This is a genomic window from Oerskovia enterophila (genome assembly GCF_001692445.1).
GTDB lineage: Bacteria > Actinomycetota > Actinomycetes > Actinomycetales > Cellulomonadaceae > Oerskovia > Oerskovia enterophila.
On record NZ_MAQA01000018.1, the window covers coordinates 12,339 to 31,772 of the forward strand.

The following is a 19,434-nucleotide window of genomic DNA, read 5'->3' on the forward strand; positions in this document are numbered from 1 at the left end:
GTGCCCGTCGCGGCGGTCGTGTTCGTCGTCTACTGCGTGATCGTCGTCGGCCTGATGAAGGTCTCGGGCGTCGGGTACGAGCACTTCTTCGACACAGCGGACACCACGCTGCGCACCGCGGTCCTGCCGCTCGCGGCAGGCGCCGTCTGGCTCGTCGCCTTCCTCGCCTGGGCGCGCTGGGACCACGTGTTCCGGGACGCTCGGCGCCTGCCGACGAGCTGGTTCCTCTGGACGCTGCCGGCCGTCATGGTCCTCATCTCGGTGCTGCACCTCCTGGGACTCGAGTGGAGCCTGTTCGCCCCCGCGCACGTGCTCGCCGTCCTGCTGGCGAGCCTGCTCGTCGGGTTCACCGAGGAGACCTTGTTCCGTGGGGTCGTCCTGCGCTCGATGCGGCAGGGGGAACGGTCCGAGGGTATGGCGATCCTGTGGACGACGCTGTGGTTCGGCGGGTTCCACCTGACCAACCTCCTGCTGAACGAGCCCGGCGCCGTCATCCAGATCTTCTTCGCCGCCCTCACCGGGACCGGCCTCTACCTGGCGCGGCGCGGGACCGGCACGATCCTGGCCGCCATGGCCCTCCACGCGCTCTGGGACTTCTCGTCCTTCCTGGTCGGGGTCCACCCGGCCGACAACGGTGCGGCCATGGGCGCGAACTTCCTCGTCCCGGTCGTCTACGTCCTGGCTGCGGTGACGCTCGTCGTGCTCGTCGTCCGCGAGCGCACGCGGCCCGCCCGCGAGGCGATCACCCCGGCGCTCGTGCCCGACGTCGGGGCGCGCCCGTGAGCTGCGTCCAGCCCGTCGCGGGCTCGCCCGAGCCTGGCTAGGGTCGACGGCATGCCCGCACCTCGTTCCTGGCAGTCCGAGACCGCGCGGCTCGGCAACGCCGAGCCGTCCGACCCCACGGGCTGGTTCGAGCAGCTCTGGTCCTCCGCCGCGCACGGCGACATCACCATGCCGTGGGACCGGGTCGATCCGCACCCGGCGCTGGCCTCGTGGACCGGAGCCCCCGCACCGGGCGGCGCGAGCGGGACCGCGGTCGTCGTCGGGTGCGGGCTCGGGGCCGACGCCGAGCACCTGGACCGGCTCGGCTACCAGACGACGGGCTTCGACGTCTCGCCCACCGCGGTCCAGGCCGCCCGCGGACGGAACCCTGGATCGTCGGTGACCTACGCCGTCGGGAACCTGCTCGACCTGCCGCCCGCGTGGGCGGGCGCGTTCGACCTGGTCGTGGAGATCTACACCGTCCAGGCCGTGAACCGCAGCGTCCGCGACGCGCTCACAGCCGGGGTCCGCTCGCTCGTCGCGCCGGGCGGGACCCTGCTCGCCGTCCAGGGGGCTGCACGCCAGCCCGACGACGACGGCCCGCCCTGGCCGTTGACGCGCACCGAGGTCGAGGCATTCGGCCGGGACGGCCTGGAGGCCGTGTCGATCGAGGAGCTCGCGGCGCCGGGTGCTGCTCCTGGCCGGCCCGGGACGTGGCGGGCGGAGTTCCGTCGGGGCTGAGCGTCCGCCCCGGCTACGGTGGGGTCTTTCTGCCCGACCGAGCCGGAGCGTTCGTCCCCCGTGATCTCCACCCTTCTCGTCGCCCACCCGTGGTTCTCCCCCGTGGTCCTCGCCGTGCTCGTGCTCGGCGGGCCGGTCGCGGGGCGCTGGCTGTACTGGCGGCCGCGCACCGCGTGGACGGTGTTCGCGGCGTCCCTGCTGCCGATCGTGCTGCTGACGCTCGTCCCGACGAGCCGGGAGGTCCTCGAACGGTGCGCCGTCTCCTGGTACCTGCCGACGTTCGGCCGGGTCGAGCTCATGGCCAACGTGATCCTGTTCGTCCCGCCGGTCCTGCTCGCCGCCGTCGCGAGCCGCCGCCCCGTGGTGGCGCTGGTCGGGGGTGTCGTCGGCTCCGCTGCGATCGAGGCGGTGCAGGCGATGGCCCCCGGTCTCGGGCGCTCGTGCGACACCAACGACTGGCTCACGAACTCGATCGGCGCGGTGATCGGCGCGGCCCTGGCCTGGGCCGCGATCTGGGCCGCGCGACGGTGGCCGCGACGGATCGGGACCACGGGCCGTCGGTGAGGCGCGTCGTGTCCGAGGGACGCTGGGTGCGGGCGCTCGGTGTGGGCGTTCCGCTCCTGATCAGGCGACGGCCTGGTCCGGGTACCCGGCGTCGTGCGTGTCGGGTCGAGCGCGCGTAGCGTCGAGGGCACAAGCCGTCGTACCGACACAGGAGGGGTGCTCATGGCACGCAAGAAGTCGTGGAGCGAGTTCAGCAGCGGCAAGAAGGCACTGATGGTGGTGGCCTCGATCGTGCAGATCTCGCTCACGGTCGCGGGCTACCGCGACCTGGCCAAGCGCTCGGACGACGAGGTCGAGGGCTCGAAGCTCGCATGGGGCGTGGCGATGCTCGCGAACTGGGTGGGCCCGATCACCTACTTCGCGAAGGGCCGCAAGGGGCTGGGCCTCAACAGCTGAGCCGTCGGGGCGCGGGCCCGCAGTGGCAGGTCGACACCGGCGAGAAGCGGTGTGTACGGTCGCCATCCGCTCGTAGAAGTCTCGAGAGACGAGGTCGTCGTTCTCCGTCGAACGAGCGAACCGGGCGACGACGTCGGTCGACGCTGCAACGCGCCATCACAGGCCGGAGGCCTGTCGCCCTTCGCCCTCCGCCTCTGCTCGGCTGGTCACGATGCTTCGCCTCCCGTCGCTGGAGGCCCCACGGTCGGCAGACTGGCGAGCAGGCCACGGAGGAGCTCCACCTCGACGAGCAGTGCTTGCTTGCCGCGCGGGGTGATGCGTGCCCACGTGCGAGATCGGCGCCCGTCGCTGCCCTTGCGGAGTAAGTCAGATCAAGACACCTGTTCGCGGCGACGACCCATCGACGGAAGACGTCGCGGAACTGGTGTTCACGATGCGCCAAGGCGCCCTCGACGACGGGCGACAACGTCGGCTGGCAGGTAGGCGACACTCCCCGCGCCGGGCGTGAATCTGGGGAACCTGCCCTCGGCGCAGCACTGCTGGCCGCCGTCCTCCTCGTTCTCCCCCGCGCACCCAGGCCGTCCTGAGCGGGGTACCAGCAGGACCTGCCTCATCCGGCGGGCACCTCCTAGCGTGAAAGGCATGACGTTGAACCCGATCCCCACTCTGACCTTGAACAACGGCACAGAGATGCCTGCCCTGGGGTACGGCGTCTTTCAGACGCCCCCGCAGGAGACCGTCGACGTGGTCACCGAAGCGCTACGCACCGGCTACCGGCACATCGACACCGCCGCCGCCTACGGCAACGAGCGCGAGGTCGGACGCGCGATCGCCGGATCCGGTCTCGAGCGCGACGAGGTCTTCGTCGAGACGAAGGTCTGGATCAGCGACTACGGCTACGACGCGACTTTGCACGCGTTCGACAAGTCCGCCGGCAAGCTCGGCATCGAGACCATCGACCTGCTGATCCTGCACCAGGCGCTGCCGAGCCGATTCGACCTGACGATCGAGGCCTACAGAGCACTGGAGACGCTGCTCGCCGACGGCAAGGTCCGCGCGATCGGCGTCAGCAACTTCATGCCCGACCACCTGACCTCGCTCCTCGAGGCCACCACGGTGGTCCCAGCGGTCAACCAGATCGAGGTCCACCCCTACTTCCAGCAGAAAGACCTCCAGAAGCTGCACGCCGAGCACGCCATCCTCACCCAGGCATGGTCGCCGATCGGCGGCATCACGTTCTACCCCGGCTACGGCGAGGAACGTCGCAGCACCCTCGCCGACCCGACGATCGGCCAGATCGCCACCGCGCACAGCAGGACGCCCGCGCAGGTGATGCTGCGCTGGCACCTGCAGCAGGGCCGCTCCGCGATCCCCAAGTCCGTCACCCCCTCGCGCATCGCCGAGAACTTCGCCGTCACCGACTTCGACCTCACGGGCGACGAGCTGGCCACGATCGACGCCCTGGACACGGGCGCTCGCGGCGGCCCCGACCCCGCCGACATCACGCTCGAGAGCTTCGGCCGCGAGATCCCCGAAGCCTGAGCACCAGCACCCGCCGAGCCTCACCGCACGAAGGAGCCCACCATGCAGTACCGCCCGCTCGGACGCACCGGCGTCCAGGTCAGCCCCCTGACCCTCGGTGCCATGATGTTCGGCCCGTGGGGCAACGACGACCGCCAGGACGCGACGCGCATCATCCACCGCGCGCTCGATGCCGGCATCAACGTCATCGACACCGCTGACGTGTACTCCGCCGGCGTCTCGGAGGAGATCGTCGGCGACGCGATCACCGGGCGCCGGGACGAGGTCTTTCTCGCGACCAAGTTCTTCATGCCGATGGACGACGACCCGAATCACCGGGGCGGGTCGCGCCGGTGGATCGTGCGCGAGGTCGAGAGCTCGCTGCGGCGGCTGAAGACCGACCACATCGACCTGTACCAGGTGCACCGGCCCGACCCCGGCACAGACGTGACCGAGACCCTCGGCGCCCTGACCGACCTGGTCCGCCAGGGCAAGGTCCGCTACATCGGCTCGTCCTCGTACTCCGGGTCGCAGATCGTCGAGGCCCAGTGGGCGTCCCGGGAGCGGCGCCTCGAGCGCTTCGTCACCGAGCAGCCGCCGTACTCGATCCTCGTGCGCGGCATCGAGGAGGACGTCCTGCCCGCCGTGCAGCGGCACGGCATGGGGACCTTGACCTACAGCCCCCTGAGCGGCGGCTGGCTGTCAGGCCGGTGGCGCAAGGGGGCCGCGTCCACCCCGACGTCGAACGCGCGACCCGGTGCCCGCTTCGACATGAGCAGCCCGGCCAACCAGCGCAAGCTCGACGTCGTGGAGGAGCTCGCCCTGCTCGCAGAGCAGGCGGGCATGTCGCTCGTCGAGATGTCGATCGCCTGGGCGATCCGTCATCCGGGTGTCACGTCCGCGATCGTCGGCCCTCGCACGATGGAGCAGCTCGAGTCGTACCTGCCCGCCCTGGACGTCACGCTCAGCGCCGACGTCCTCGACCGGATCGACGAGCTCGTCGCCCCGGGGGTCACGGTGAACCCCGACGACAACAGCTACGGCACGCACGAGCTGACTCCCGCGGCACGGCGCCGCTGAACCACCTCTTCCCCGAACCATCCCAGCACCACTGAGAGGCACCACCTCATGCGAGCAACACTCATGTACGGCGCCGGCGACGTCCGCATCGAGACCGTCCCCGACCCCGTCCTCCAGCAGCCCACCGACGCCATCGTGCGCGTCGTGCGGGCGTGCGTCTGCGGGTCGGACCTGCACCCCTACCACTCCATGCCCGGCTCAGCCCAGGGCAACCCGATGGGCCACGAGCTCATCGGCGTCGTCGAGGAGACCGGCAGCGCCGTGACGAACGTCAGGAAGGGCGACTTCGTCATCGCCCCGTTCGCGTTCTCCGACAACACCTGCGTGTTCTGCCGTGAAGGATTCCAGACCTCCTGCGTGCACGGCGGATGGTACGGCTCCCCCGAGACGGGTGGCCTGCAGGCCGAGCTCGCCCGCATCCCGTTGGCCGACGGCAGCCTCGTCGTCGTCCCCGACGTCGACCCGGCGACCGCCGACGAGGGACTGCTGAACTCCCTGCTCACCCTGTCCGACGTGTACCTCACCGGCTACCACGCGGCGCACATGGCACAGGTGCAGCCCGGCCAGATCGTCACCGTGATCGGTGATGGCGCCGTGGGGCTCTCCGCCGTGCTCGCCGCCAAGCAGCTCGGCGCGGAGCGGATCATCCTCATGGGCCGGCACGCCGCGCGCACCGACCTGGGGCGTGAGTTCGGCGCGACCGACGTCGTCGCTGAGCGTGGCGCCGAGGGCATCAGCAAGGTCATGGACCTCACCGGAGGCGAAGGCTCGCACGCCGTGCTCGAGGCCGTGGGCCACATGCCCGCCTACGAGCAGGCCTACGGCGTCGTGCGCCCCGGCGGGATCATCTCCCGCGTCGGCGTCCCCCAGTACGAGGACGCCCCCGTCGGTTTCGGGTCCCTGTTCGGCAAGAACGCACGCCTCGCCGGCGGCCCCGCTCCGGTGCGCGCCTACCAGGAGGCCGCGATCACGCAGGTCCTTGCCGGGGAGATCAACCCAGGCAAGGTGTTCGACGCCACCCTGCCGCTCGAGGACGTCGCCGAGGCCTACCGCCTCATGGACTCCCGCGAGTCCCTCAAGGTCGCCCTGCGGCCCTGACCACCAGAGGGTGGGCGCCCCGGCGCCCACCCTCTTCCCGTTCTGTGTCCCCGACCCCGCCCGAGGAGTGGTCATGGCTCCCACACCGTCCGCACGCGCCCACCACGACGACCTGGTCCCCGACCACGTCTCGACGCTCGCCCGGACCGACCCCGAGCTCGTCGAGTGCTTCGACAGCTTCGCGTTCGGCGAGGTGCAGCGCGACGCACCCCTGCCGGTGCGCACCCGGCTCATGGTCCAGCTCGCCGCGCTCATCGCCTGCGGTGCCGTGAACGAGTACCGCACGATGGCCGGCGCCGCACTGACCGTCGGCATCACGCCGGTCGAGGTCAAGGAGGTCGTCTACCAGGCGGTGCCGTACGTCGGCATGGGCCGCGTGCTCGACTTCCTGCACGCGACGAACACCCTCCTGACCGAGCACGGCGTGAGCCTGCCGCTGCCCGGCCAGTCGACGACGACCCCCGACACCCGCAAGGAGGCCGGGCTCGCGGTGCAGAAGCAGATCGTCGGCGCTGCGGCCGTCGACGCGATGTACGCGAACGCGCCGGCCGACGAGCAGCACATCCAGCGGTACCTGTCCGCGAACTGCTTCGGCGATCACTACACCCGCGACGGGGTCGACGTGCCCACGCGCGAGCTGCTCACCCTCGCCGTGCTGATCGCCCTCGGCGGCGCCGAGCCCCAGGTCGCCGGTCACGTCCGCGCCAACCTCAACGTCGGGAACGACCGCGCCACGCTCCTGGCGGTCATCACCCAGCTGCTGCCCTACGTGGGCTACCCGCGCACCCTCAACGCGCTGCGCGCGCTGGACGAGCACGCCCCCGCCTGAGCAGGCGAGGCGCCGCCGCACCATCGATCCTGAGGGGACGTGCAGGACCGCCGACATGGCCCCTGACCACGAAGGAGCAGCATCATGAGCGACTGGAACTCCGCCGAACTTGCGGCCATCGACGCCGACGGCGAGCTACGCGTCGCCGCGCACCGCCCCGACGGGACACTGCGTACCCCCCGCATCGTGTGGCACGTCGTCGTCGACGACCATCTGTACATCCGCTCCGTGCGGGGCACCGACGGCGCCTGGTACCGCGGCGTGCAGCGCACCGGCACGGGTCAGATCGACTCCGGTGGAATCCGCACCGACGTGACCTTCGTCCGCGACGACAGCCATGACGACGCCATCGATGCCGCCTACCGCGCCAAGTACGGCGACGGCTCGGCCGTCGACCACATCACGGCACCCGCCGCACGGGCCACCACGCTGCGCGTCGAACCCGCCTGACCACCTGCCGATCCGAGCGCCGCCGCCAGCCCCGTGGCGGCGGCCCGGCTCGTCGGCACGTTGCCGAGAGGGCGGCAGGCTCCTCGCGCTCGATCGTCCTGCCACGGTAGGACCCCGTGGCACTCGCGTCCGACGACGGGGTGACGCCCGGACGCGAGCGCGCGCCTACCGTCGGGGTGTGCCCGACTCGACCTCGCTCCACGAACCCCTCGACCGCTCGCCCTTCGCACCGGTCCGTTCCCACAGACCTGGGGCGCCCACCGGACAGCCCTGGTCACGTGGCGCCGTCGTGCTCGTCACAAGCTTCCTGCTCGGGGGACTCACGTCCTTCGCCCAGGGCCTCCTGCCCGACGCCGCAGCTCCCTTCGCGAACTCCGCGAGCGGCTGGACCCTGCTCACGGCGCTCCTCGTCGCCTGGGTGGCGGGCGACCCGCGGGCCCGGACGTGGCACGCCGCAGTGTTCGGAGCCGCGAGCTTCGTGCTGCTCGTCGTCGGCTACACCGTCGCCGCCGACGTCCGCGGGTTCGTCTACGACCCGGTGCTGTTCGGGGTCGTCGGCCTGCTCGTCGGTCCGTTCGTCGGTCTCGGAGCGGCGTGGCTGCGCGAGACGGGCGTACGCGCCGCCCTGGGCACAGCGCTGCTCGCGGGGATCGGCCTCGGCGAGTCGGTGTACGGGCTGACAACCGTGGTGGAGACGACGGGAGCCGGCTACTGGGTCGCGATCGGTCTCGTGTCGCTCGTCCTGCTCGCCGTCATGCTCGGGCGTGCACTCCGCGGCACGCTGCACGTGGCACTGACCACGGCGGGCACCGCCGTCGTCTGCGCGGCGTTCGTCCTCGCCTACCGCGCACTCGGCACGGCCGGCTGACCCTGCGTCGACGGCGAGGCCGCCCGCTGCGGCGCGCGACCCGTCACGACAACAGACAGACGGGCTAAACCTGCATGTCCACGAATCGCGCGTAGTGCCCCTGGAACGCCACGGTGATCGTGTCGGTCGGGCCGTTACGGTGCTTGGCCACGATCAGGTCTGCCTCGCCCGCTCGCGGGGACTCCTTCTCGTACGCGTCCTCACGGTGCAGCAGGATGACCATGTCGGCGTCCTGCTCGATGCTGTTGTGGACTGCGATGCCGTTGGCCACGAAGTTGTGAGTCCCGACGACCGTCGCGTCGTAGACCGGCTTCTCGCCCTCAGGGGTGATGGACACGACCTCGTCCCACAGCAGGTCGTTGACCGCCATGATCTCGAGCTCCTCGCTTCCGAGGACGTCCGCGATCTTCCCGAGCCGCTGCCGCGAAGGCGACGCCTTGAACATCGCGCTCCCGCTGAACTGCGTCCCCATGGCCTCGGCGAACTTCCGGTGCGACATGCCGCGCTCTTCGAGGAGCACACGGACGTCGTCCCACACCTGGCGCGGCACGGTGTCGACGTTGGTGTTCGCGCGGGTGTCCCGGATGATCTCGAGGAGGCGCTCGGCGGCGGCACCGCGCTCACCGTGGACCCCGATCTCCTGGAGGAAGCGCCGCTGGTCGTCCACGCCGGAGATGTCGAGCGTGTACCCGGTCCGGTACGCGCCCTTTGGGGTAGCTGTGCGTAGGCGGGTGGAGATGCCGAAGCGCAGCAACAGGCGGGACAGACCGTCGACGAGCTGTCGTGAGGTCGAGGCGTAGTAGATGCGGCCGCTGCGGCCGCTGGCGTTGACGGTCACCGAACCGTCGGTCGCCCAGATGTGCCGGATGAAGAGCGCGATCTGCTCCTTCGGCAGGTGGAACACGGTCGAGGGCACGAACTTCTCGTGGCTCCGCGCTCCGAAGAGTCCCAGGTCGTCGAGCCACTCGGCGACGGGGTTCCGCTTGCCACGGGCCAGTCGGTAGGGCGCCGGGAGCCGCAGCGTGGTGCAGCGGGCGACCGCGTACTCGTCGCGGATCGGGGTGATGCCGAAGGCGCCCGCGGCCTCCGAGACGACCGCGAGGTTCTTCTCGTCGATCGACGCGTAGCGGATGGGTTGGCGCTTCACGAACGAGCCGTCGCCGAGCATGTGCGCGAGCATGACGACCTTGCGGTCGTCCCACGCGACGTTCTGCTCCGGCCCCGGGACGTGGCGGGGCACGCCGAGGCGCGAGCCCACCTGCAGCTCACCGAGCGGCGTCCAGCCCTCGTACGTGAGGAACGGGTGGTTCGCGGTCGCGCTGATCTCCTTGCCGGAGGCCAGCCTGAGGCGGAACGTCTCGCGCGTCCCGGTGGGGAACACGTGCGTGAGGTGGCGTCGTACGTACTGGAGTCGTTCGTTGAGCGCCCACACGGGGACGTCCTTGGCACCGAGCGCGTAGAGCTCGCCCATCGTCGTCTCGGCGCCCGTGTCCGCTCGCAGGATCCTGGTGTCCTCGGTGAGGCAACCCGACTCACGCAGGTCGCTCATCGCAGGCTTCTTGTCCGTACGCTGCTCAGCGCCACGGTTCAGCTGCGAGATCGCGATGACCGGCACCTCGAGCTCCTTCGCGAGGAGCTTGAGCGCACGGGAGAACTCCGAGACCTCCTGCTGGCGGGACTCGACGCGCTTGCCCGACGTCATGAGCTGGAGGTAGTCGATCACGACGAGCTTGAGGTCGTGCTTCTGCTTGAGCCGGCGGCACTTGGCGCGGATCTCCATGAGCGACATGTTGGGCGAGTCGTCGATGAACAGCGGCGCCTCGGAGATCTTTCCCATGGTGCCGGCGAGCTTCTGCCAGTCGTCCTCGCCCATGGAGCCGTTGCGCATCTTCTGCAGGTGGATGCGGGCCTCGGCAGCCAACAGACGCATCGTGATCTCGTTGCGGCTCATCTCGAGCGAGAACACGACGGAGGTCATGTTGTGCTTGATCGATGCCGACCTGACGATGTCGATTCCCAGCGTGCTCTTCCCGATCGCCGGACGTGCCGCGATCACGATCATCTGCCCGGGGTGCAGCCCGTTGGTCAGCCGGTCGAGGTCGGCGAAGCCCGTCGGCACCCCGACCATGCCCTCGCCGCGGTGCCCTGCGGCCTCGATCTCGTCGACCGTCCCGCCGATGACCTCGCCCAGCACGATGTAGTCCTCGGCCGTGCGGCGCTCGGTGACCGCGTAGACCTCGGCCTGCGCGTTGTTGACCACGTCGTCGACGTCGCCGCCGTCGGTCGCGTAGCCCAGCTGGACGATCCTGGTCCCGGCCTCGACGAGGCGTCGCAGCACGGCGCGCTCGCGCACGATGCGCGCGTAGTAGCCCGCGTTCGCGGCCGTGGGGACCATGGCCATGAGGTCGTGGATGTAAGGCGCGCCACCGATCCTGCCCAGCTCGCCGCGGCGCGTGAGCTCGGCGACGACCGTGATGGCGTCCGCGGGCTCACCGCGTCCGTAGAGGTCGATGACGACGTCGTAGATCGACTCGTGCGCAGGCTTGTAGAAGTCGGTGCCGCGGATCTGCTCGATCACGTCCGCGATGGCGTCCTTGGACAGCAGCATGCCTCCGAGCACGCTCTGCTCGGCGGCGATGTCCTGCGGCGGGGTGCGGTCGAACCCGGGACCGCCGCTGCCTGCGGGCGGTCCAAAGCTCGACTCGAGCTCGTCGATCGACATGCGGGCCCCTCACTCCCCCGGCACGGCCGGGTATCGTCCTGCGTCGCACGTCTGTTCTACTCCGGCCCACCGACACGCCTGCGCCCGCATCGTCGAGGGGTATCGCTGGTGGTGCACCGTCGACCGTTCGGAAGGCCCGAGCATGCGCGACTCAGCGACACTAGATCGCGCTCCCACAGCCCGCAAACGGCCCTGTTCACAGAGGTGTGGACAGCCTGTGGACAGAGGCCCCCATGCTGTTCACAGGCTTGTGGACAACCATGTGGACAAGTGACCAGTTTTCCCCTGTACAGCCCTGGGAGCAGCCAGTTCACTAGGCTCAGCCATGTGGACGAAGAAATTTCCGGCAACACGCCGCCGACACGCCAGCCCTCCCCCGGTCAGGGCGAGGACACCGGTCGTTCACCCCGTTCATCCGAGCACCGCCCCCAGGACACCCGGGAGGCATCGGCCGCCGCGCAGTCACCTGGTTCGTCCACAGGGCCTGTGGAGACACCCGCCGGGTCCCCGCCCCAGCCTCCCAGCCGTCGCCTCATCGACAAGCAGATCCTGGCCCTCGCGGTCCCGGCCCTGGGGGCGCTCGTCGCGGAGCCGATCTTCGTGCTCGTGGACAGCGCCGTCGTCGGGCACCTGGGGACCGCACAGCTCGCCGGGCTCTCCCTCGCGTCCACGGTCCTCCTGACCCTCGTCGGCCTGTGCGTGTTCCTCGCGTACGCGACCACCGCGGCCGTGGCCCGGCGCATCGGCGCGGGGCACCGGCGCGAGGCGCTCCAGTCCGGCATCGACGGCATGTGGCTCGCGCTCGGGCTGGGCCTCGTGCTCGCCGCCGCCCTGTGGTTCGGCGGCGGCTGGGCGATCGGCGCGATGGGCGGCACGGGCGAGGTCGCGCACCACGCCCTGGTGTACCTGCGGTGGTCGGGCCTGGGCCTGCCCGGCATGCTCGTCGTCCTGGCGTCCACGGGCGTGCTGCGCGGACTCCAGGACACCCGCACGCCCCTCTACGTCGCCGCCGGGGGCGCGACGTTCAACGCGATCCTCAACGTCGTGCTCGTGTACGGCGTGGGCCTCGGCATCGCCGGCTCGGGGATCGGGACCGCCGTCGCCCAGCTGACCATGGGCGCGGTGCTCGGCGTCGTCGTCGTGCGCGGTGCCCGACGCGAGGGCGCCTCGCTCCGCCCCGCCGCAGGAGGTATCTGGTCCAACGCGCGCGCGGGTGCGCCGCTGTTCGTCCGCACGCTCTCGCTGCGCCTCGCGATCCTCCTGACGGTCTTCGTCGCGACGGGCCTGGGCGAGGTCACGCTCGCCGGCTACCAGGTGGTCGCGTCGGTGTGGGGTCTCGCGGCGTTCGCGCTCGACGCCCTCGCGATCGCGGCGCAGGCCCTGGTGGGGCACGGCCTGGGCGCCGGGGACCGGTCGCACGTGCGCTCGGTCCTGCGCCGCACGCTCCAGTGGGGCGTCGCGGCAGGGGCGCTGCTCGGTCTGGTCATGGCCGTGGGCGGCTGGTGGTTCGCGCTGTTCTTCACGTCCGACCCCGACGTCCGCACCGCCGTCGCGCTCGGCATGGCCGTGTGCGGGTTGCTGCTGCCCATGGCGGGGTGGGTGTTCGTCCTCGACGGGGTGCTCATCGGGGCCGGGGACGGCCGCTACCTCGCGTGGGCCGGCATGGTCACGTTCGTCGTGTACGTGCCGTTCGCGCTGGCGGTCCGTGAGCTCGCGCCCGACGGCGCCGCGGGCCTCGCGTGGCTGTGGGCGGCCTTCGCAGGGGTCTTCATGGCGGCGCGCGCACTCACCACGGGCCTCAGGGCGCGCGGCGACCGGTGGATGGTCACGGGGGCCTGAGGAGGCCTGCCTCGGGAACGCCGACGGCCCGGCCCCCTCCGCAGAGGGGACCGGGCCGTCGGGTGAGATCTCCGATCCATCCATCCCTCACGGGACAGGGGCGATCAGTCGATCAGGCAGCCACCACGTTGACCGCGATGTTCGCCGAGACCTCGGCGTGCAGGCGGATGGTGACCGTGTACGAACCGGTCGACTTGATCGGCTGGCCGATCTCGATCTTGCGCTTGTCGACGGACGGGCCGCCGACGGCCTTGACGGCCTCGGCGATGTCACCGGTGGTGACAGCGCCGAACAGACGGCCGCCCTGGCCCGCCTTGGCCTTCACGACGACAGGCTTCGACTGCAGCGAGTCGCGCGTCGCCTTGGCCTCGTCGAGCGTCGCGATCTCGCGAGCCTTGCGTGCCTTGCGGATCGCAGAGATCTGCGACTCGGCACCCTTGGACCACCCGGTCGCCAGACCACGGGGCACGAGGAAGTTACGGGCGTACCCGTCCTTGACCTCGACCACGTCGCCGGGCTCGCCCAGGCCGGTGACCTCGTGGGTCAGAATGAGCTTTGCCATGTTCTATCCCCTCTCGATCAGCGTGCGGACGACGAGTACGGCAGGAGTGCCATCTCGCGGGCGTTCTTGACGGCACGTGCGATCTGGCGCTGCTCCTGGACGGAGACGCCGGTCACGCGACGGGCACGGATCTTCCCGCGGTCGGAGATGAACTTCCGCAGCAGGGTCGTGTCCTTGTAGTCGACCGACTCGATCTTCGCCGACTTCAGGGGGTTGGACTTCTTCTTGGGCTTGCGCACCACTGGCTTCGCCATGGTGTTGCTCCTTCACAAGGTGCTATCCCCGGCCGGGGCGAGTGCCGTCGTCGGGCACCTGCCCTGCCGGGAAGGGTTTGTCTGGGGTGAGCGGTGACTAGAAGGGGGGCTCGTCCGAGAACGAGGCACCACCCGACGACGCGGGGCCAGCCGTGGCCCACGGGTCGTCGTTGCTCTGCTGGCCACCGCCGGAAGCGCTGAATCCGCCGCCGCCGCTCGAAGCGCCGCCGCCGCCGAAACCGCCGCCACCACCGAAGTTGCCGCCACCCGAGCGCTGGGCCCGGGTGACCTTCGCGGAGGCGTACTTCAGGGAAGGACCGATCTCCTCCACCTGCAGCTCGACGACCGTGCGCTTCTCCCCCTCGCGGGTCTCGTACGAACGCTGGACCAGACGGCCCTGAACGATGACGCGCATGCCCTTGGTCAAGGACTCGGCGACGTTCTCCGCGGCCTCGCGCCAGATCGAGCAGCGCATGAACAGCGTGTCGCCGTCCTTCCACTCGTTGCTCTGGCGGTCGAAGGTGCGCGGCGTGGACGCCACGGTGAAGTTGGCGACGGCAGCCCCCGCAGGGGTGAAGCGAAGCTCCGGGTCCCCGGTCAGGTTCCCGACCACCGTTATGACGGTTTCACCAGCCATGCCAGCTCCTCATTGTTCGTTACGTATCGAAGACTCTTCGAAGGGGATGACCCCCGTCCGCGGACATCCCACCACGTGCCACTGACGCTGTCCTGGGGACGCGCAGCGCACCGGAGGTGCCACGAGGGAAGTCAGAAGTGCGGGGTGATCAGCGAGCGTCGGTGCGCAGGACCTTCGTGCGCAGGACGACCTCGTTGAGGCCGAGCTGACGGTCCAGCTCCTTGGCCGTGTCCGACGTCGCGGTGAAGTCGACGACGGCGTAGATGCCCTCGGACTTCTTGTTGATCTCGAAGGACAGGCGGCGACGGCCCCAGATGTCCACCTTGTCGACAGTGCCACCGTCGGTCTTGATGACCGTCAGGTACTTGTCGAGCGACGGAGCAACGGTGCGCTCCTCGATCTCGGGGTCGAGGATGATCATCAATTCGTACTGACGCATGCGGTTAACCCACCTCCTGCGGACTCAGCGGTCACGGTATCTCCGTGACAGGAGGGTTGTGCGTCGCTGTGAGGTCACCGTGCTGATGGCAGCACAGATCGAGACACAGCAAGTTCCCAAGGTACCCGGTCGGGACCGGGCTCGGGAAATCTGTGGGGGTGACGTCGGTCGCTACCCGCCGTTGTTGCCGTTCCCGTTGCCGTTGCCCGGCCGGCCACCCTCCTCGGGTGGCGTGGTCGGAGGCGGCGTCGTGGGATCGGGCGTGGGCTTGGGATCTGGCCCCTTGGACAGGACCACCGTGACGGTCTTGCCCGTCTCGACCTGTTGGCCGGACCCACCGACCCGGAGCACCACGCCGGGGGCCACGTCAGCCGAGTACTCCTCGGTGAACGAGACCTTGAGCCCCATGCCCTCGAGCACGGCCTTGACGTCCGCCTTGGACCTTCCGGCCAGGTCGGTCGGGACCGTCACGGTGGTCGGCGCGACCGGCTCCTCCGGCTCGACCGGCTCCTCGAGGGCGGGCTCCGTGGGCTCCTCGCTCGGCGTCGGGGACGGTGCGACCTTCTTCATCGTGTACTCGGGGAAGTCCTGCACCTCGGCGTACTGCGGCAGCGCGAGGACGCCCTCCATGTAGGACGTCCAGGCGTCGACCGGCCAGGTTCCACCCGTGATCGACTTCTTGTAGTACTTGCCGAACGGGGTGATCTGCTCCTGGACCCCAGTTTCCTTGTTGTCCTGGTAGAGCCCGACGACCGTCGCCAGCTGCGGGACGTACCCCGCGAACCAGGCCGACTTGTTGTCGTTCGACGTACCGGTCTTGCCCGCGACGGGACGGTTCAACGCCTTGGCCGGGGCACCGGAGGCCCCCTTCGCCTCGACGACCTGGGTCATGGCGTAGGTCGTCGCGGCCATGACGTCAGCATCGAAGACCCGGTCGTTGCGGCCCGGTGGGTCGTAGGTCTCGGCGCCCGTGCCCAGCCGCTTGACCGACTGGACCACGTGCGGCGTCGACTCGAAGCCCTGCGCGGCGAACGTCGCGTAGGCGTGCGCGATGTCGATCGGGTGGACCGACGCGGTACCCAGCACGTTCGACGGGACGGCCTTGAGGTCCATGGTGTCCGCGGGGATCCCGGCCTTGACTGCCGCGTCGACCGTCGCCTGCGGGCCGACCTCCATGTTCAGGGCTGCGTAGACCGTGTTGACAGAGTTCGCGGTCGCGGTCGCCAGGTCGATCTGGCCGAAGGGCTGGTCGCCGAAGTTCTTGACTCCCTGGCCCTTGTCGTAGAAGCCGGGCACCTCCACGTCGTTGTTGCCGTCGTACGTCGCCGACAGGTCGATTCCCTGCTCGAGGGCCGCGACGAGCGTGAACGGCTTGAACGTCGAGCCGGCCTGCGCCACACCACGCGTCGCGGAGTTGTACTGGTCGCTGAGGAAGTCGCTGCCGCCGTAGACGGCCCGCACTGCACCGTCCGCCGGGTCGATCGAGACGATGGACGGCTTGAGCCATCCGGAAGCCGCATGGTCGCCCTCGCGCGGGATGCTCTCCGCGGTCGCGACCGCGAGGTCCTGCATGGTCTTGTCGATCGTCGTGACGATCGTGAAGCCCTTGGTGTCGAGGTCTCCGTCGCCGTAGCCGTTGGCCTCGAGCTCGCGCCTCACCAGGTCCAGGAGGTAGCCGGCCTGCCCACCCTTGGAGTTGGTCGCGGCCTTCTCCTTGATGTCGGCCGGGAAGGCCGCCTCGGCCTTCTCCGCCGCCGTGATGTGCCCGTCCTTGGCCATCCGGTTGATCACACGCTGCCACTTCTCCTGCGTGATGTCGGGGTTGTTGGCCGGGTCGTAGACCGTCGGGTTGGGGATGATCGCGGTGATCATCGCCGCCTGGGAGATCGTGAGGTCCTTGGCCGAGACACCGAAGTACGCCTGCGCGGCGGCCTCGATCCCGTGCGCCCCGCGGCCGAAGTAGATCGTGTTGAGGTAGTTCCCCAGGATCTCCTCCTTGGGCTGCTCCTGCGTGAGCCGCAGCGCGAGCATCGCCTCCCGGAACTTCCCCACGTAGTCGGAGACCGTCGCGCCGGCGTAGTAGCGCTCTGCGTACTGCTGGGTGATGGTCGAGGCGCCCTGGGTGCTCCCGCCCTTGAGGTTGTTCACCATCGCGCGAGCGATGCCCTTGAGGTCGATCCCCGAGTTCGTCCAGAACGAGCTGTCCTCGGACGCGACCACGGAGTTGCCGACGTAGTCCGGGAGCGTGGCGTAGTCGACGATGACACGGTTCTCCTCCTGGAAGGTCCCGATCTCCGTGACGCCGTCGGCGTAGTACACCGTCGTCTTCTGGTTCTGCACCGCATAGGCGGGGTCCTTGGGGACCGAGGTCGTCGCGTAGGCGGCGATGACGATGCCGGCGACCAGCGCGGTCCCGGTGAGGAAGGTCCCGAGCAGCACGCGCCAGGACGGCAGCCAGCGACGGAAGCTCTTGACGTGGGAACGGGGGTAGTTGAAGAAGCGGCGCTTGCGCGCCGAGGTGCCCGTGCGCGCCGTGCTGCCGGCACGCGCCGTGCCCTTCGTCTGCCTCGCGGAGCTCGCCACGGTTCACCTTCCTCTGGGGGTCTGTACCGGTCAGGACCTGTTCCGCACCGCTGCCCGGGAGAGGGCGCGCCAGGCGCAGAGCATGCATCAGACCACCCTGAACAATAGGGCGTCCTCCCGTGAGGACAAGGCCCTCCGGGGCCTGGTCCGCCATTGTTTCGCCACAGCCACGCCGCAGGTCCCCCAGTCCTTCACATCTGCTCGAGGGCGTGACATATTGCGCGCCACCGCGAATCCACCTAACCTGTCGATGTATCGACTCGATACATCGAGTAGTCGAACCATGCCCGATCCGCCCTCCGCGGTGACAGCCGGACCGAGGAGGAGGTGTCATGGCACGCAGCCGTTCCGACGTGCTGGAGACCGCGATCCTCGGCCTCCTGAACGAGTCCCCGCTCCACGGGTACGAGCTCCGCAAGCGGCTCAACCTGCTGCTCGGGTCGTTCCGGGCGTTCTCCTACGGTTCGCTCTACCCGGCGCTCAAGGCGATGGTCACGCACGGCTACATCGTCGGTACCGAGTCACCCACCACCCCTCCCCACGCGTTGTCGGGCAAGCGGGCACGCATCGTGTACCAGCTGACCGCCGAGGGCAAGGAACGTCTTCAGACGGTCCTCGCAACCTCGGGACCGGCGGCCTGGGAGGACGAGAGCTTCGACGTCCGGTTCGCGTTCTTCGCGCAGACCGACGCCGAGACCCGGCTCCGCATCCTCGAGGGCCGGCGCAGCCGGCTCACCGAGAGGTTGGAGTCGGTCAAGGAGTCCGCCGCGCGCACACGTGAACGGCTGGACGAATACACCCTCGAGCTGCAGCGTCACGGCCTGGAACAGGTCGAGCGTGAGGTTCGGTGGCTCGACGGACTGATCACGACCGAGCGCGACCGTCGTCGCACCCGGCCGTCGAGCGGCCCTGAGAACCGTCACGGGCAAGACAACCACTAACTACGAAGCCGTCGGCGCGCAGCGCCCCCGGCACTGACAGCAAGGAGCGAGGATGTCCTCCATCCGCGTCGCCATCGTTGGCGTCGGAAACTGCGCATCTTCCCTGGTCCAGGGCGTGCACTACTACCGCGATGCTGACCCGAGCAGCACCGTGCCCGGACTGATGCACGTGCAGTTCGGTGACTACCACGTGTCCGACCTGGAGTTCGTCGCCGCTTTCGACGTCGACGCCAAGAAGGTCGGCTTCGACCTCTCGGAGGCCATCCACGCCTCGGAGAACAACACCATCAAGATCGCCGACGTCCCGCCGCTGGGCGTGCCCGTCCAGCGCGGTGTGACGAACGACGGTCTCGGCAAGTACTACCGCGAGACCATCGAGGAGTCGGACGCCGAGCCGGTCGACATCGTCGCCGCGCTCAAGGAGTCGGGCGCGGACGTGCTCGTCTGCTACCTGCCCGTCGGGTCGGAGATCGCCGCGAAGTACTACGCGCAGTGCGCGATCGACGCAGGTGTCGCGTTCGTCAACGCCCTGCCGGTCTTCATCGCGTCGGACCCCGAGTGGGCTGCGAAGTTCGAGGCCGCGGGCGTCCCGATCGTGGGCGACGACATCAAGTCGCAGGTCGGCGCGACCATCACGCACCGCGTGCTCGCGAAGCTCTTCGAGGACCGCGGCGTGGTCCTGGACCGCACGTACCAGCTGAACGTCGGTGGCAACATGGACTTCAAGAACATGCTGGAGCGCACGCGCCTCGAGTCCAAGAAGATCTCGAAGACGCAGGCCGTGACGTCGAACCTCGAGGGTCCCCTCGGTGGCAAGACCGAGGACCGCAACGTCCACATCGGCCCGTCGGACTACGTCGCGTGGCTCGACGACCGCAAGTGGGCGTACGTCCGCCTCGAGGGTCGCGCGTTCGGCGAGGTGCCCCTGAACCTGGAGTACAAGCTCGAGGTCTGGGACTCCCCCAACTCGGCCGGCATCATCATCGACGCCGTCCGCGCTGCGAAGATCGCCAAGGACCGTGGCGTCGGTGGCCCGATCCTCTCGGCGTCGACGTACTTCATGAAGTCCCCGCCGGTCCAGATGGAGGACACGAAGGGCCGTGCGGCTCTGGAGGCCTTCATCTCCGGCGAGAACGAGCGCTGATCCG

General features: G+C 69.6%; 19 protein-coding genes. 13 read left to right on the forward strand and 6 right to left on the reverse strand.

The window, feature by feature from the left end:
- The 10 genes from OERS_RS09005 to OERS_RS22245 all read left to right on the forward strand — a co-directional run bounded on the left by OERS_RS09005 (position 1) and on the right by OERS_RS22245 (position 8,309).
- The gene (locus OERS_RS09005; protein ID WP_056765112.1) at positions 1–783 is read left to right on the forward strand and encodes a CPBP family intramembrane glutamic endopeptidase; all 783 of its coding nucleotides are present in this window, start codon (positions 1–3) and stop codon (positions 781–783) included.
- Positions 784–834: 51 nt separating this feature from the next.
- Positions 835–1,503: a class I SAM-dependent methyltransferase gene (locus OERS_RS09010; protein WP_068625519.1), complete on the forward strand. Its 669-nt coding sequence runs from the start codon at positions 835–837 to the stop codon at positions 1,501–1,503.
- A 60-nt stretch (positions 1,504–1,563) separates the two neighbouring features.
- Complete coding sequence (locus OERS_RS09015) at positions 1,564–2,067, forward strand: VanZ family protein (RefSeq protein ID WP_068625520.1); 504 nt, start codon at positions 1,564–1,566, stop codon at positions 2,065–2,067.
- A 162-nt stretch (positions 2,068–2,229) separates the two neighbouring features.
- Positions 2,230–2,463: a hypothetical protein gene (locus tag OERS_RS09020; RefSeq protein WP_056654376.1), complete on the forward strand. Its 234-nt coding sequence runs from the start codon at positions 2,230–2,232 to the stop codon at positions 2,461–2,463.
- A gap of 642 nt (positions 2,464–3,105) precedes the next feature.
- Positions 3,106–4,005, forward strand: a complete 900-nt coding sequence (locus OERS_RS09025; RefSeq protein ID WP_068625521.1) for an aldo/keto reductase — start codon at positions 3,106–3,108, stop codon at positions 4,003–4,005.
- 42 nt (positions 4,006–4,047) lie between these two features.
- A complete protein-coding gene (locus OERS_RS09030; protein ID WP_068625522.1) occupies positions 4,048–5,064 on the forward strand; it encodes an aldo/keto reductase in 1,017 nt (338 codons plus the stop codon).
- A gap of 48 nt (positions 5,065–5,112) precedes the next feature.
- Positions 5,113–6,162 carry a zinc-dependent alcohol dehydrogenase family protein gene (locus tag OERS_RS09035; RefSeq protein WP_197487091.1) on the forward strand — a complete coding sequence of 350 codons (1,050 nt, stop codon included), beginning with the start codon at positions 5,113–5,115 and terminating at the stop codon, positions 6,160–6,162.
- A 73-nt stretch (positions 6,163–6,235) separates the two neighbouring features.
- On the forward strand, positions 6,236–6,991 hold the full coding sequence (locus tag OERS_RS09040) for a carboxymuconolactone decarboxylase family protein (protein WP_068625524.1): 756 nt from the start codon (positions 6,236–6,238) through the stop codon (positions 6,989–6,991).
- Between the two features lie 84 nt (positions 6,992–7,075).
- Positions 7,076–7,441 (forward strand): DUF2255 family protein, encoded by a 366-nt coding sequence (locus OERS_RS09045; RefSeq protein ID WP_068625525.1) that lies wholly within the window; start codon positions 7,076–7,078, stop codon positions 7,439–7,441.
- On the forward strand, positions 7,344–8,309 hold the full coding sequence (locus OERS_RS22245; protein WP_282956063.1) for a DUF6518 family protein: 966 nt from the start codon (positions 7,344–7,346) through the stop codon (positions 8,307–8,309). Before OERS_RS09045 ends, OERS_RS22245 begins: the two co-directional genes overlap by 98 nt.
- A gap of 64 nt (positions 8,310–8,373) precedes the next feature.
- Here OERS_RS22245 and OERS_RS09055 read toward each other — a convergent pair whose 3' ends face one another.
- Entirely contained in the window at positions 8,374–11,031 is a 2,658-nt protein-coding gene (locus tag OERS_RS09055; RefSeq protein WP_068625527.1) for a replicative DNA helicase, read from the reverse strand.
- Between the two features lie 486 nt (positions 11,032–11,517).
- Here OERS_RS09055 and OERS_RS09060 point away from each other — a divergent pair, with 486 nt between their 5' ends.
- Complete coding sequence (locus tag OERS_RS09060) at positions 11,518–12,870, forward strand: MATE family efflux transporter (RefSeq protein WP_068625528.1); 1,353 nt, start codon at positions 11,518–11,520, stop codon at positions 12,868–12,870.
- 112 nt (positions 12,871–12,982) lie between these two features.
- On the opposite strand, the gene rplI is transcribed toward OERS_RS09060, so the two are convergent.
- The 5 genes from rplI to OERS_RS09085 form a co-directional block, all read right to left on the reverse strand.
- Positions 12,983–13,432, reverse strand: a complete 450-nt coding sequence (gene rplI / locus OERS_RS09065; protein WP_056654042.1) for a 50S ribosomal protein L9 — start codon at positions 13,430–13,432, stop codon at positions 12,983–12,985.
- 17 nt (positions 13,433–13,449) lie between these two features.
- Positions 13,450–13,686: a 30S ribosomal protein S18 gene (gene rpsR / locus OERS_RS09070; protein ID WP_030152654.1), complete on the reverse strand. Its 237-nt coding sequence runs from the start codon at positions 13,684–13,686 to the stop codon at positions 13,450–13,452.
- Positions 13,687–13,783: 97 nt separating this feature from the next.
- Positions 13,784–14,323, reverse strand: a complete 540-nt coding sequence (locus tag OERS_RS09075) for a single-stranded DNA-binding protein (RefSeq protein ID WP_056765068.1) — start codon at positions 14,321–14,323, stop codon at positions 13,784–13,786.
- Positions 14,324–14,471: 148 nt separating this feature from the next.
- Positions 14,472–14,762 (reverse strand): 30S ribosomal protein S6, encoded by a 291-nt coding sequence (gene rpsF / locus OERS_RS09080; protein WP_056654034.1) that lies wholly within the window; start codon positions 14,760–14,762, stop codon positions 14,472–14,474.
- A gap of 171 nt (positions 14,763–14,933) precedes the next feature.
- On the reverse strand, positions 14,934–17,345 hold the full coding sequence (locus OERS_RS09085; protein WP_068625529.1) for a transglycosylase domain-containing protein: 2,412 nt from the start codon (positions 17,343–17,345) through the stop codon (positions 14,934–14,936).
- A gap of 332 nt (positions 17,346–17,677) precedes the next feature.
- Here OERS_RS09085 and OERS_RS09090 point away from each other — a divergent pair, with 332 nt between their 5' ends.
- Entirely contained in the window at positions 17,678–18,286 is a 609-nt protein-coding gene (locus tag OERS_RS09090; RefSeq protein WP_056654029.1) for a PadR family transcriptional regulator, read from the forward strand.
- A gap of 52 nt (positions 18,287–18,338) precedes the next feature.
- The gene (locus OERS_RS09095) at positions 18,339–19,430 is read left to right on the forward strand and encodes an inositol-3-phosphate synthase (RefSeq protein WP_056654026.1); all 1,092 of its coding nucleotides are present in this window, start codon (positions 18,339–18,341) and stop codon (positions 19,428–19,430) included.
- Positions 19,431–19,434 lie beyond the last annotated feature (4 nt).

Coding starts and splice junctions, on each gene's coding strand:
- OERS_RS09010 (WP_068625519.1), top strand. CDS start 835: ATGCCCGCACCTCGTTCCTGGCAGTCCGAGACCGCGCGGCTCGGCAAC.
- OERS_RS09020 (WP_056654376.1), top strand. CDS start 2,230: ATGGCACGCAAGAAGTCGTGGAGCGAGTTCAGCAGCGGCAAGAAGGCA.
- OERS_RS09025 (WP_068625521.1), top strand. CDS start 3,106: ATGACGTTGAACCCGATCCCCACTCTGACCTTGAACAACGGCACAGAG.
- OERS_RS09030 (WP_068625522.1), top strand. CDS start 4,048: ATGCAGTACCGCCCGCTCGGACGCACCGGCGTCCAGGTCAGCCCCCTG.
- OERS_RS09035 (WP_197487091.1), top strand. CDS start 5,113: ATGCGAGCAACACTCATGTACGGCGCCGGCGACGTCCGCATCGAGACC.
- OERS_RS09040 (WP_068625524.1), top strand. CDS start 6,236: ATGGCTCCCACACCGTCCGCACGCGCCCACCACGACGACCTGGTCCCC.
- OERS_RS09045 (WP_068625525.1), top strand. CDS start 7,076: ATGAGCGACTGGAACTCCGCCGAACTTGCGGCCATCGACGCCGACGGC.
- OERS_RS22245 (WP_282956063.1), top strand. CDS start 7,344: ATGCCGCCTACCGCGCCAAGTACGGCGACGGCTCGGCCGTCGACCACA.
- OERS_RS09055 (WP_068625527.1), bottom strand. CDS start 11,031: ATGTCGATCGACGAGCTCGAGTCGAGCTTTGGACCGCCCGCAGGCAGC.
- rplI (WP_056654042.1), bottom strand. CDS start 13,432: ATGGCAAAGCTCATTCTGACCCACGAGGTCACCGGCCTGGGCGAGCCC.
- rpsR (WP_030152654.1), bottom strand. CDS start 13,686: ATGGCGAAGCCAGTGGTGCGCAAGCCCAAGAAGAAGTCCAACCCCCTG.
- OERS_RS09075 (WP_056765068.1), bottom strand. CDS start 14,323: ATGGCTGGTGAAACCGTCATAACGGTGGTCGGGAACCTGACCGGGGAC.
- rpsF (WP_056654034.1), bottom strand. CDS start 14,762: ATGCGTCAGTACGAATTGATGATCATCCTCGACCCCGAGATCGAGGAG.
- OERS_RS09090 (WP_056654029.1), top strand. CDS start 17,678: ATGGCACGCAGCCGTTCCGACGTGCTGGAGACCGCGATCCTCGGCCTC.
- OERS_RS09095 (WP_056654026.1), top strand. CDS start 18,339: ATGTCCTCCATCCGCGTCGCCATCGTTGGCGTCGGAAACTGCGCATCT.